At 41.7% G+C, this 12,011-nt stretch carries 14 protein-coding genes; 8 read left to right on the top strand and 6 right to left on the bottom strand.

The window, feature by feature from the left end; genetic code table 11:
- Positions 1 to 25: 25 nt before the first annotated feature.
- Positions 26 to 1,354, bottom strand: a complete 1,329-nt coding sequence (locus AC3WTB_RS11905; protein ID WP_492333765.1) for a CoA-disulfide reductase — start codon at positions 1,352 to 1,354, stop codon at positions 26 to 28.
- Positions 1,355 to 1,542: 188 nt separating this feature from the next.
- Here AC3WTB_RS11905 and coaA point away from each other — a divergent pair, with 188 nt between their 5' ends.
- A complete protein-coding gene (coaA, locus tag AC3WTB_RS11900) occupies positions 1,543 to 2,502 on the top strand; it encodes a type I pantothenate kinase (RefSeq protein WP_024428044.1) in 960 nt (319 codons plus the stop codon).
- Between the two features lie 34 nt (positions 2,503 to 2,536).
- On the opposite strand, the gene AC3WTB_RS11895 is transcribed toward coaA, so the two are convergent.
- The 4 genes from AC3WTB_RS11895 to AC3WTB_RS11880 all read right to left on the bottom strand — a co-directional run bounded on the left by AC3WTB_RS11895 (position 2,537) and on the right by AC3WTB_RS11880 (position 6,168).
- Complete coding sequence (locus tag AC3WTB_RS11895; protein WP_039179728.1) at positions 2,537 to 3,772, bottom strand: MDR family MFS transporter; 1,236 nt, start codon at positions 3,770 to 3,772, stop codon at positions 2,537 to 2,539.
- A gap of 201 nt (positions 3,773 to 3,973) precedes the next feature.
- A complete protein-coding gene (locus AC3WTB_RS11890) occupies positions 3,974 to 4,318 on the bottom strand; it encodes a YolD-like family protein (RefSeq protein ID WP_492333764.1) in 345 nt (114 codons plus the stop codon).
- Between the two features lie 15 nt (positions 4,319 to 4,333).
- The gene (locus AC3WTB_RS11885; RefSeq protein WP_492333763.1) at positions 4,334 to 5,566 is read right to left on the bottom strand and encodes a DNA polymerase IV; all 1,233 of its coding nucleotides are present in this window, start codon (positions 5,564 to 5,566) and stop codon (positions 4,334 to 4,336) included.
- A 152-nt stretch (positions 5,567 to 5,718) separates the two neighbouring features.
- Positions 5,719 to 6,168, bottom strand: coding sequence for a YfmQ family protein (locus AC3WTB_RS11880; RefSeq protein ID WP_024422888.1), 450 nt, complete (start codon positions 6,166 to 6,168; stop codon positions 5,719 to 5,721).
- Positions 6,169 to 6,440: 272 nt separating this feature from the next.
- Between AC3WTB_RS11880 and AC3WTB_RS11875 the strand changes: the two genes are divergently transcribed.
- The 5 genes from AC3WTB_RS11875 (at position 6,441) to AC3WTB_RS11855 (ending at position 10,113) form a co-directional block, all read left to right on the top strand.
- Entirely contained in the window at positions 6,441 to 6,920 is a 480-nt protein-coding gene (locus tag AC3WTB_RS11875) for a GNAT family N-acetyltransferase (RefSeq protein ID WP_024428048.1), read from the top strand.
- Positions 6,917 to 7,891 (top strand): GNAT family N-acetyltransferase, encoded by a 975-nt coding sequence (locus tag AC3WTB_RS11870; protein WP_492333762.1) that lies wholly within the window; start codon positions 6,917 to 6,919, stop codon positions 7,889 to 7,891. The genes AC3WTB_RS11875 and AC3WTB_RS11870 overlap by 4 nt, the downstream gene beginning before the upstream one ends.
- Positions 7,892 to 7,970: 79 nt before the next feature.
- Positions 7,971 to 8,297, top strand: a complete 327-nt coding sequence (locus AC3WTB_RS11865; RefSeq protein ID WP_251180446.1) for an iron-sulfur cluster biosynthesis family protein — start codon at positions 7,971 to 7,973, stop codon at positions 8,295 to 8,297.
- Positions 8,298 to 8,309: 12 nt separating this feature from the next.
- Positions 8,310 to 8,549 carry a YqkC family protein gene (locus AC3WTB_RS11860; protein WP_024422884.1) on the top strand — a complete coding sequence of 80 codons (240 nt, stop codon included), beginning with the start codon at positions 8,310 to 8,312 and terminating at the stop codon, positions 8,547 to 8,549.
- Positions 8,550 to 8,850: 301 nt separating this feature from the next.
- Complete coding sequence (locus tag AC3WTB_RS11855; RefSeq protein WP_492333761.1) at positions 8,851 to 10,113, top strand: response regulator aspartate phosphatase; 1,263 nt, start codon at positions 8,851 to 8,853, stop codon at positions 10,111 to 10,113.
- Positions 10,114 to 10,139: 26 nt separating this feature from the next.
- Here the strand turns inward: AC3WTB_RS11855 and AC3WTB_RS11850 are convergent, their stop codons facing one another.
- Complete coding sequence (locus tag AC3WTB_RS11850; protein WP_492333760.1) at positions 10,140 to 11,066, bottom strand: alpha/beta hydrolase; 927 nt, start codon at positions 11,064 to 11,066, stop codon at positions 10,140 to 10,142.
- A 123-nt stretch (positions 11,067 to 11,189) separates the two neighbouring features.
- Here AC3WTB_RS11850 and AC3WTB_RS11845 point away from each other — a divergent pair, with 123 nt between their 5' ends.
- Both AC3WTB_RS11845 and AC3WTB_RS11840 read left to right on the top strand, forming a co-directional pair.
- Positions 11,190 to 11,414 (top strand): YqkE family protein, encoded by a 225-nt coding sequence (locus AC3WTB_RS11845; protein ID WP_039179706.1) that lies wholly within the window; start codon positions 11,190 to 11,192, stop codon positions 11,412 to 11,414.
- 184 nt (positions 11,415 to 11,598) lie between these two features.
- On the top strand, positions 11,599 to 12,003 hold the full coding sequence (locus AC3WTB_RS11840) for an antimicrobial peptide LCI (RefSeq protein WP_492333759.1): 405 nt from the start codon (positions 11,599 to 11,601) through the stop codon (positions 12,001 to 12,003).
- The last annotated feature ends 8 nt before the right edge of the window (positions 12,004 to 12,011 follow it).

The following is a 12,011-nucleotide window of genomic DNA, read 5'->3' as shown; positions in this document are numbered from 1 at the left end:
TGATAAGGCTTCATTGCGCCACTTTCTATATCCGTCTTGCCGCTTGCTGAAGCGGGTCCCATACACTGTTAAAGGGCGGTGCATAGCTAATATCTAAATCTTCAAGATCTGTTATAGTCAGCTCTTGGTAAAGGGCAGCCGCCACGATATCTATCCGTTTATCTACACCGTTTCTGCCGATGATTTGGGCACCAAGCAAGGTATGGTCATCGCTTCTGTAGATTAGTTTCACTTTCATTTTCTGCGTATCTGGGTAATACCCTGCGTGATCCGTACTATCAATGGTGATCACGGAGAAAGGAATGTCCGCTTCTTTTGCTTCTTTTTCTGATAAGCCTGTTCTTCCCGCTGTCACGTCCATAAATTTCATGATGGCTGTTCCAGTCACGCCTTGAAACGCCCGGTTTGTTCCTGTCATATGAAAGCCTGCGATTCTCCCTTGTTTATTCGCAGTTGTGCCAAGCGGAATATAATCCAGTGATTTTTTGATGCGGTGATAGGTCGCCGCGCAATCACCAGCAGCATAAATGTCTTTTATATTGGTTTGCATGTATTGATTTACTGCAATAGCGCCATTTTGAAGACGCTTGATACCGGTATGATGTAAAAAGGAGGTTTGCGGAGTGACACCGATGGCCGTGATGACCATATCTGTTTGAATGGTTTGTTTGTCTGTGATAACAGCTGTGACATGTGACTTGCCTTCTAATTGCTGCACTGTTTCTCCAAGTGATACGTGAATACCCTTGGCGTCAGCCTCGTCTTTAAGATATTTTGCCATATCGGAGTCAAAGCCCGGGCCGAGTGCTGCTCCCCGCTGAATGATATGTACGTTTTTTCCGAGCGCTTTTAAATTTTCAGCCATTTCAAGGCCGATATATCCACCGCCAATGATGGTGACATGTGTGATGTCCTTTTTTAAATGGTTCAAAATGGACAGCGCATGCGGGATGGTTTTTAATACGTGTACGCCTTCTAATGGCTGAGTGTCTAAATCCAGTGTGACAGGGCTTGCTCCTGTCGCAATTAAGAGGCGGTCGTAGCTTTCTGTAAAGGGTTCTTTTGTTTTCGTATGATGACCCGACACTGTTTTTTGCTCTGGGTCAATGGAGGTCACTTCGTGTAAGCATCTGGCGTCAATTCCATATTTCTCACGAAAAGTTTCAGCACTGCGTGCGATCAGCTTTCTGTGATGATCAATGAGACCGCCGATCAAGTAGGGGAGTCCACACTGTCCATATGAGAAAATCTCTCCTTTCTCAAAAGCGACAATGTGTGCATTTGGATCCTCTCTATATATTTGCATAGCGCAGCTCATTCCTGCTGCATCTCCGCCAATCATCACATATTTCATTTGGTGTGCTCCCTTCTATCTATCGTACTGAATACTCTTATTTACCCTCATATCCCTTTTTTTAATGCTTTTTTTTGCAAAAGAAGCAAACTTTAGTTGAAAAATAAAGACAGCGCCTTCATTTTAAGCTACAATCGGATTATCGTCTTTTTGGGTTACGAGTTTAGTGAAGATTGGTGGGAAAGACTTTGAGTGACACGCGACTAGATTTTAATACGTTATACACGCGCCATACGAGAGAGGCCTGGGCCGCTCTTGGAGAATATATGCCGGTATCTGTTTCAGAAGAGGAAGCGAGAGCGCTGCAAGGGCTAAATGACTATTTATCGCTCGAAGAAGTTCGAGATATTTACATACCGCTTATTCGTTTTCTGACATTACATGTCTTTGCAGAAAAACAAAAAAACCAGCATGTGAATGCCTTTTTAAACTACCCGCATCATGCCAAAATTCCCTTTTTAATTGGGATTGCTGGAAGTGTAGCTGTCGGGAAAAGCACAACGGCTCGTATCATTGAAACGCTTTTATCGAGACTTGGAGATGGGCTGAAGGTAAGTCTTGTGACAACAGATGGCTTTTTATATCCTCAAAAAGAATTAAAGGATCGAGGGCTGATGGAAAAGAAGGGATTTCCAGAAAGCTACGATGTCAAAGCCCTGCTGTCTTTTTTAAATGAATTAAAATCAGGTAAACAAACTGTGCATGCCCCGGTATATTCGCATCTGACCTATGATCGGCTAGAAGGAGTGTATGAAACAGTAGAGGATGCAGATATTGTCATTATTGAAGGAATTAATGTGCTCCAATCACCAGCGCTGGATGATCTGAAGGATGAACCGCGTGTGTTTGTATCAGATTTCTTTGATTTTTCGATTTATGTAGACGCCGCTGAAACGCAAATTCAATCATGGTATAAAGAACGGTTTCGTTTGCTAAGGGAAACAGCCTTCCAAGACCCTGAATCCTTCTTTCATCAATATAAAGATTTGACGGATGAAGAGGCAGATCAGATGGCAAGCACGATTTGGAATACCGTGAATCGGCCTAATTTATATCAAAATATTTTGCCGACAAAATATCGAGCTGATCTCATTTTGAAAAAAGGTGATCAGCACAAGGTGGAAGAGATCGCCATCCGCCGGGTATAAAGAAAAAACCGCTCAAACGAGAGAGCGGTTTTTTTTAATGATCTCCACTTACTTTAACAGCTACGGCCGCCGCCGATCGCTTTTTTAAACGGTAATATCCTATGAGTAAGAATGGAACGCCTGCAATGGTGATCATCGACAAGACCGTAAAAATGGAGAGGGGATGGGCTGCGCCAAAATAGTCAATGCACAGTCCGCCGACAAATGGTCCGATGACGCTGCCGAGCTGAGAAAATCCCATCGCACCAAAGTAAGATCCCTTCACTTCAGGCTTTGCAATATTGTCTACAAAAAGATCCATCATCGCAAAAAGCAGAACCTCGCCAATCGTAAACACGACAATGATGAAAGCAAGCATGCCGAGACTTTGTGAAAAAGCAATGGCAAACAAACTGCCGGCAAGGAGAATATTCCCAGTGGTCAGCGACAAAATGGTGGAGTAGCGCTTCGCAATCATGATGAGCGGGTATTGTACGACAATGACAACCACTGCATTTAAAGACAAAAGATATCCAAACAGTTTAGGACCATCCTCAATCATAGGTGACGCTGATAAGTATTGAGGCAGTGTTGAGCTTAAATGCGAATACCCGAACGAACATAAGGTAACGCCGATGAGGATGATGCTGAAGACCGTATCTTTTTGAATAATGGAAAGGGCTTTTTTGACGCTGATTTGTTTCGTGCTTTCTGGAGCAGCAACTGGATGTTTTTGAAATTGCCAGGCCAGTGTTAATCCGTATAACAAATAAATGAAGGCAGCGACAAGAAATGGAAACGTTGTTTTCGATGATCCGAGATATAAGCCAAGCAGCGGGCCGAAGATTACACCAATATTAATGGCCGTATACCGTAAATTAAAAACAAATAACCGAATACTTGATGGGGTGACATCAGATAAGAGTGCCTTAGACGTCGGTTCAAACAGTGCCCGGCACAGTCCATTTAAAGCGTTCATGAGGAAGAAGACCCAAATGGCATCTGCAAACGCAAAGCCAACAAAGACAAATGACCAGCCAAAGATGGATAGAAGCATGACTTTTTTTCTGCCGATTCGGTCAGAAACATAGCCGCCGTAAAAACTCGCAACGATCCCAATAAGGGAGCTGACGGCAATGATTAACCCAGCTGAAGAAGCTGAAGCCCCTTTGACTTGTGTCAAATAAACGGCCAAAAAAGGAATGCTCATGGACGTCGCCATTCGGCCGAATATGGTGCCGATGATGATCGTCCAACTAAGTGGATGTAAAGTACGTAAATTATTTTTCATGCTGTTTCTCCCCTGAGTGTTAAGATGTTCCAATCATACATGAAAAATTGTGCAAATTAAATACACAATTTGATGGAGGGGACATCCGCCATATGACAGAGGAGCTCCGAATAGCCCGCAAATTTTTGGAGAGCATGTTTTTTCTGCCGATGCTTCTATGTCTTTTAGATCTGCTGATTCGTACGATCACTTAAAGACCATTTAATTAAGATCAATCGCGGCAATTTGCTGCAAGGACAGGTGGAGAACATCTTCATCATTGACGATTTTGATGCGCTGCGTTTCATAATGAATGGCTTTCACCCAGCCCCAAAACTGCTGTTTCATACCTGCTGCAGCATATGTCACGCAAATCGCTTGGTCCTCTGTAATCGACTGTGTGATCAAAAAATTCATTTCCTCTAGCTGATCAGTGCTCAGCGGAGGAGGCGTGTATTCTTTTTTCTTCCGTTTTTGAGCAAGCAGCTGTTCACGGTGCTCTGGGAGCATCATTCGGCTTGATTCCCACATGATGTTGTATCCAGGTGTTAATTTATTGGGATTCATGGCTGTTCGCCTCCGTTATTTGTAATGTCCACCAATTTTTTCGGCGCGGTGATACGCCTGCCCTGCGCTTGTTAGTGACGAAGCGTGCAAGAGCGCAGCAGGTCCATACTTCATATGGATGGCATCAAATACTTTGCTGAGTCTGTCTTTTTTTAAATGGTGATCAAATAAACTCAGCTGATATTGGCTGTCAGGCTGCAGCTGTGAGAGAGTAATGCCTACACTGCGAATGGGCTGGCCGTCCCAGTGCTGCTGACATAGCTGAATGGCTGCGTCTGCAATATCTGTCCCGTACTGTGTGGGTGAATGGAGCTTGATTTGTCTATGAAATCCAGTCGGATGAGAAAAATCAGCGCCTCTTACGCCAACAGACACCGTTTGCCCAACATAATGCTTAAAGCGCGCACGTCTTGCCACTTCTTCACTCAATTCAAGAAGGGCGACTTTGATATCCTCAAAGGACACATAATCATGGGGAAGGGTCATATGATGCCCAACCGCTTTTTGCTGATCATGTGTGTGAAGAGTGACCGGGGAAGGGTCGTGGCCTAAAGCAGTTCGCTGAAGAAGCTCCCCGTTGATTCCCCAGCGCTTTTTTAGCCGGTCTAACGGATAAGTAGCAAGCGTCCCAATGGTACTGATGCCCATTCGTTTTAAATGGTGCTCCATTCGTTTGCCGACGCCAAATAGTTTTCCAACCGGAAGCGGCCATAAATCTGCCGCCACCTGGTCTGCACGAAGCTCATAGATACCAGATGTGTTTTTTTTAGCAAAATGGTCACAGGCCATTTTAGCGAGCACTTTATTAGGACCAATGCCAACACGTGCGTAAATGCCCGTCTGGTTCATAATAGTCGTTTGTATATTTTGGGCGATCTCGCGGGGTGAACCGAGTAGTGTCACACTCCCCGTAATATCGAGAAACTGTTCATCAATTGAATAGGGTTCGACAAGATCTGTGTATTGTTCAAGCAGTTCTGTCATCATGACAGAAACATCAAGGTAGCGCTGCATACGTGGACGTACGACGACGGCTTCAGGGCATTTCTCCTGTGCTTCCCATAATCTTGATGCATTTTGTACGCCCCGTTTTTTAGCGAGCGGGCAGGCCGCAAGTACGACTCCGCTCCGCCGCTCAGGATCTCCTGAGACGATGAGCGGCACATCCTTCAAATGGGGAGCCTCCACTTTTTCGACCGACGCATAAAATGACTGCATATCCACAAGCAGAATGGCTCGTTCATTCATCACTTTCACCTCTTAGAACGTATGTTCTGTATATATTTTAACCGCCAGAAGGTGAAATTGATACTGGTAAATCATTCAAAGAGAAGAGTGTAAATCCATACAAAAAAGACGAAGTGTCTCCACTTCGTCTCATCTTTGTAAAATGAGCCATTTTAAGCATGTGCCAAGTTATTGGATGTTTGGAGCGGCTCAGAACGCAAACGATAGGCCGTTAGCTTTTTCTTAGGCTTATGAGTAAACTGCCGCACCACATCCACGTGGTCATCGTAATGATACAGATAAAGGGTCACATCATGCTTGCCAAGCTTTGTTTGCATGGTAAGCGGCGCCGGTCCTTCCTGTGGGTGAAGAAAACGCTCTTCGTCACCAGGGTAAATATAATAGCGTTCAATAAAGATCGCATCATTAAAATGTTGAATAATTTCAGATGTTTGCTGATCATCGAGTGGACGTCCTTGAAACGTCATCGTTGTTTGATCACTTGTTACTTTTGCATGCACTGCATAACGACTAAAAAGGCGTTCAACAACACCGGAAGGCAGCGAAGTGACAAGCAGCTTTAAAAGACTAAACACAACAAGTGAAGTAACAATCCAAACCAATATCATCATCTCCAATAAACTTTTGTTACATTTCTTATATGAACAATTTTAACATAACAAAAGAATGGATCTTTCGCATAAAAAGTGAACTTTTTGAAATAAGTGTGAAGATTTAAAAGGAGATGACCGCGAAAAGACGAAGAACCAACAAAGCTGAAGGAAAAAAGGCTGATACATCACCTTTACAAACAATTGATCAGACAGGTAGACTATTGAAACAGTTGATTTTTTGTGAAACGGTACAGCTAAAAATGAAAAGGGGCGAGGCCATCATGATACGTCAAGTGAAGCCGTCAGATTTTTATGCGGTCACATCCGTCATTCAAAGCTGGTGGGGAGGCAGAGATTTGCGCGCAAAATTGCCAAAGCTATTTTTCGAACATTTTCAGCAAACAAGTTTTGTCGTTGTTGAAAAAGGTGAACTGATCGGTTTTTTAGTCGGTTTTTTATCGCAATCGCATTCAGATGAAGCGTATATTCACTTTGTGGGGGTACATCCAGACCACCGAAAATTGAAGATTGGCAAAATTCTCTATCAAGCGTTTTATGAAGCGGCTGAAAAGGAAGGAAGAACAACGATTAAGGCCATCACAGCTCCTGTCAATAAAGTCTCGATTGCTTACCATACAAAGCTCGGTTTTCAGATAGAAAAGGGAGATAAAACGGTCGATGGCATTTCAGTTTTTTCAGATTACGACGGCATTCATGAAGACAGGGTGCTATTTGTGAAAAAGCTGGAGGCGAAAGCATGATCATTAGACTGAATCAAAAAAATAAAGAACAAGCAAAAGAGCTGTTACATATCCAATTGGCCGCATATCAGCGGGAGGCAGAACAAATAGGCTATCAAGATTTACCGCCCTTAAAAGAAACGGTTAAAGACATAATAGAAACAAATGAGATTTTCATAGGATTTGAAAAAGAGGGGCATTTGTTAGGGATCGCTTCATATGAACTGCATGACGATCGGATCATCCTCAGCCGGTTAGCTGTGCACCCACATCATGTCAATCAAGGAATCGGGACAGCGCTCCTGCAATCCATCATCCAGCATCAAAAAACAATTGAGCTCACAACAGCTGAAGCGAATATACCAGCAATCAAGCTTTATGAAAAACTAGGGTTTAAACAGAAGGATCGTTTGCAGGTGGAAAACAATCTGATGTTAACAAAGATGGAACGTTTGATGCTTCGAAAAGTGGAAGTGATTGAATACCAACCGAGCTGGCCAAAACAATTTCAAGATGAGCATGATAAGCTGAAAAAGATAGTTGGCGACAACTGGGTATATGGCCACCATATTGGCAGTACGTCAGTCATAGGAATGGCTGCTAAGCCAATTATTGATATCTTGCTAGAGGTGAAGCATATCAGTCGCTTAGATGAATGTAACCACCTGTTTCGTCAGCTTGGATATGAACCTCTCGGAGAAAATGGACTCAAGGGAAGACGTTTTTTTAGAAAAGGCGGCTTGAATCGAACACATCACGTTCACGCCTATGAAGCTGGACATGATGATGTAAAAAGGCATTTGGTGTTCCGAGATTATTTAAAAGCTGCACCTGATCGTGCCAAAGCCTATGCCGATAAAAAGCGTCAATTGGCAAAAACATATCCTGAAGATATGGCAAGTTATATGAAAGGAAAAGATGGGCTCATTAAAGAAATTGAACAAGAAGCGTACAATTGGTCAGAGCAGTTAAAGAAAAACGATCAGACATAAGAGCTGGCAGGACGTGAACATGTTTAATTAATGACTGATATGTTACAATGTAACAATCAACGAAAAAAGGATGTTCGGCATGTATATTCATATAACAGAACCAGCAGCAGAGTTCCTTACAAAACAACAAGCAGCGCATGAAACAAAAGAACTGCTCCTTCGATATGATTCAGATGGGTGCGGCTGTGCGGTAAGCGGTGTCCCAATGATTTGGCTCACAGGTGAAAGAACAGGCGAATGGGAAGAGCTCAAGCATAATCAGCTCTTTAAGCTGTACATACACACAGCACAAAAGGTCTTTTTTGACGAGGAAATGACGATTGATTTTAATGAAAAAGCCAACACACTCATGTTGAAAAGTCCTCAACAAATACTCAGCCCGAGAATGGGTATACTTGTAAAGTAAGGTGGAAATGTAGTGGATCAAAAGCTAAAAGTGATACAAAATACGGCACAAAATAAAACATGGGTGTCGTTTTTAAATAACAATCATCCCTATAGCCTTTTGCACTGGTCAATAGGTGGAATGGATTCGGTGAAAAAGGACGTTTGGCTTCTTCAAGATGAAGTCACATTTGAAACGGAAGAATTTCCAACGCTCGAATTAGCTGTCAATTGGATCAAAGAGAATATGGACCAAGTAACAGATGTATTATAAAAGCCCTTTTTCGAAAGGGTTTTTTTCGTGCGTTCATCATCTCATCAAACGGCACGGTTGTCTAATCTGAAAAATGATCTTTTGAAGCGAAAAAAGCAGTTTTTCAACAAACAATTCGACAAAATGAGCAAGCTGGAAATAAAAAAATAATGGCTGTAAATGCCGAAAAATAGGCATTCGCAGTGTTTATTGCGGGATACCGAAAACTTTGCGAAAAATGACATTTCATATTTCTTCCATTCGAGGAAATGTGATAGAATACAACATGTATCGTATATGAGAAGGGAGGTGCTAAAGTGAATTGAAGCTCAAGCTGTCATCGCCTCAGGTTGGAATCAAAATAAACGAATGGTATAGGCAGATTTGCGGATTTCATGTGATGAAAGCAGAGAAGCTGAAGGCGGAGATCGAGCAGGAAATCCTCGAAATGGAGCAGGATCAAAACTTGTTATTGTTTTACCAGCTGATGGATTTTCGCCACAAGGTAATGCTTGAATATTTTGAACCGGCAAAGAAAGCCTCGAATGATGAAGAGATTAAGAATTTGCTAGAAACGATCGAACATTCACAAACGAAATTAACGGATATGCTTGAATACTATGTTCATTTTTTCACAGGAATGTTTGAATTTGAACAGAGAAATTACTTAAGTGCCATTGCTTATTACCGCTCAGCAGAAAAAAAGCTCAATCTCATATCAGATGATATAGAAAGAGCAGAATTTTACTTTAAATTAGCAGAAATTTACTACCACATGAAACAAACCCACTTTTCGATGCACTATGCCTTGCAAGCGTTAGATACGTATTCTGCCTACAGAACGTACACGCTGAGAATCATCCACTGTGAATTTGTCATTGGTGCAAACTATGATGATTTGAAATGCTATGAACATGCATTGCCCTACTTTAAAAATGCTCTAAATCGAGCACGCTCAATTGGAAACCCTCGAGTCATAGGTTCGGCCCTTTTCAACTTAGGTAACTGTTATTATCAAATGAACGATCTTGCGGAAGCAAGCCGTTATCTGAAAGACTCTATTGAAGTGTTTGAAAAGGAGAATTTAACCCATCTTAATCGCTCTCTAGACCCACTATTTATGCTGACACAAATCCTGTTTAAACAAAAACAAATAGAAGAGTCGCTAACCCTCTATCAACAAGGTATTATGAAGGCCTGTGAATTAGAAGATGAAATTTACATCTGCAAATTTCAGTTCTTAAAAGCATTGTACGTTGATGCAGACATAACAATCATAGACGATACATTAGACCTGCTCGAGGACAAGCGCTTATACCCAGATATTGAGGAATTGGCACTTGATGCGGCTCATTATTACAATGAGCTTGGACTGTTTGAAGTATCTACCCGGTTTTACGAAAGGAAAATTCAAGCCATATCAAAAATTCAAAATGGGGGTCATTTATATGAAAACGAGTTTGATAGTTCTTTTATTGGCAGCAACTGCAGGATTATCGGTCATGAGTCAGCAGCAATCGGAAGAGAGCCATATGGAGCTTGCGGGCAGACACCATACAACAGTGGTGACTATCGCATAAGTTAGCTCAAAAAGAGGGGACGAACTGCTGTTCATTCTCCTCTTTTATTTTCATTCAATTCAAATCTTTGAAGAAATGCTTGAATTTCTTGCTCATAAGCTTCCTTATTTTCGCTAAAAGACATTGCATGCGCACCGTGTGGCGCAATAAACAACTGTTTGTCACCCTTTTTACGTGCATATAACTGCTGACTTTGCTCACAGGGGATATAGTCGTCATGGCGGCTATGAATAAAAAGTACAGGTACTTTCACATGATCGATCACATCAAGAGGGGAAACTTGCCGGATGCGGTATCCGTCCCGCCATTTTAACACTTGATCACTTAGTGGAAGAATCCATTGCCCTGAAAGGCGAAAATCTGTTTTTAACCGATACAGAAGCTGGTCCTCAAAAGAAGCAAAAGGGCAGTCTGCTATGTAAAAATTGGCGGTTGCTTCCGGCTTCGCAGCATATAACAAGGTCGTGACTGCACCCATTGATTCTCCGTGTATCCCAATGATGGCACTTTCTCCGAGTCTTTGTCTGAGCCACTTTACGATCTTTGCTAAATCTTCTTTTTCATAATATCCATAACTCGTGGTTTTCCCGCCGCTCATTCCGTGTCTTCTATGATCATAAAGCAGCACATTCCATCCGAGCTTTTGGAATAATTTCATATACTTAACGGAATTAATCAAACTGACTGTCACACCGTGGCAAAGTACGATTGTGCGTGTTGTATGAGGATGCGGCACAAAATAGCCATGTAGATTATAACCAAATGCTGAAGGAATACACACTTTCTCTTTCTTAAGCTCCTGAAATTCCTCGTGATGATAATGGCCTCCATCTGATTCTCGTTTGATGAGCTCTTCATCCGTTAATTTTCGAATATACATCATTTTATTGGTGAAAAAAATGCTGATGACAGCGAGTGGACATAATATGAAGGCAAATATAGCAATCCATTTCTTCATCTAGCCAATTCTTCCTTTCCGGAGTTTTTTCTATGACGATCATACCACATCTTGGTAGATTGGCGTGCCTCTTGCTCAGAAAATAAAACGGATGATACACTAAGTCAAAAGGAGAGAGGCACAATGAAAAAGACCAAGCAGGATCAAGCGAAATTAAAGGACGGCATAAAGGACGATGTCAAACAGCAGCTTCTTCAAATGAAACAGAACCTCGCCGTTGAAACAGAAAAAAGAGAAGAACAAAAACGACAAGATCTCCTTCGGCAGCAGAAAGAAAAAGAAAAAAACAAAAGCTTTTCAGAGCTGCTAGATGAAAGCCATTTAGACTGGAGAAAGTATAAAAGCTAAAAAGGGAGCAATGATGCTTCCTTTTTTTATGTCATCATCCTTGAGATAGATCCACAGAGAATAAACATAGGTCCATAAAGAGAAAAGCATTTCTGCCCCCTTCATATCACTTCATTTCAGAATCGAGACAGTATGATTTTTTAAACGAAATCCCATAACTTATGTTTGAAACAGAAATAAAAAGGTGAGTATTGATTTATTTAAATTCCTTTTTATTGAAAATATGGTTATTAAGACCCTTTTGGTAGAGGGTCGTTCTTCTTATAATGAAGATGTGTTACAAAATTTGGGAATGGGGATGATTCACATGAAATTGAGAAAAACAATGGCTGGAGTCGCTTTATCTTTAGGATTGCTTTTACCTGTTTCTGGACAAGCTCTTGCAACAAATGAGTTAACGAATGCAGATGTGAGTACAAAGGCTACTTCAATTGTAGATTGTTCTGTAACTCCTTTTAAAGGTGCAAGTAATCGATTATGTATGCATTCAGATAATGGTTCTTTTGCAAATAGTTTCAGTCGTTTTGGTACCACATTTTATCTTAAAGGCAAATCTGGAAATTATGCATATTACGAAAGTGCAAGATAAGACAACGG

It is taken from the genome of Bacillus sp. EB106-04-04-XG123 (assembly GCF_058791855.1).
Note: the sequence above shows the minus strand (reverse complement) of the source record. Positions and strands in the feature narration are given on the sequence as shown.

Excerpts from the sequence above, each read along its gene's own strand:
- AC3WTB_RS11865 (WP_251180446.1), top strand. The coding sequence starts at position 7,971 with ATGTATATTCATATAACAGAACCAGCAGCAGAGTTCCTTACAAAACAA.
- AC3WTB_RS11870 (WP_492333762.1), top strand. The coding sequence starts at position 6,917 with ATGATCATTAGACTGAATCAAAAAAATAAAGAACAAGCAAAAGAGCTG.
- AC3WTB_RS11885 (WP_492333763.1), bottom strand. The coding sequence starts at position 5,566 with ATGAATGAACGAGCCATTCTGCTTGTGGATATGCAGTCATTTTATGCG.
- AC3WTB_RS11890 (WP_492333764.1), bottom strand. The coding sequence starts at position 4,318 with ATGAATCCCAATAAATTAACACCTGGATACAACATCATGTGGGAATCA.
- AC3WTB_RS11850 (WP_492333760.1), bottom strand. The coding sequence starts at position 11,066 with ATGAAGAAATGGATTGCTATATTTGCCTTCATATTATGTCCACTCGCT.
- AC3WTB_RS11895 (WP_039179728.1), bottom strand. The coding sequence starts at position 3,772 with ATGAAAAATAATTTACGTACTTTACATCCACTTAGTTGGACGATCATC.
- AC3WTB_RS11845 (WP_039179706.1), top strand. The coding sequence starts at position 11,190 with ATGAAAAAGACCAAGCAGGATCAAGCGAAATTAAAGGACGGCATAAAG.
- AC3WTB_RS11905 (WP_492333765.1), bottom strand. The coding sequence starts at position 1,354 with ATGAAATATGTGATGATTGGCGGAGATGCAGCAGGAATGAGCTGCGCT.
- AC3WTB_RS11875 (WP_024428048.1), top strand. The coding sequence starts at position 6,441 with ATGATACGTCAAGTGAAGCCGTCAGATTTTTATGCGGTCACATCCGTC.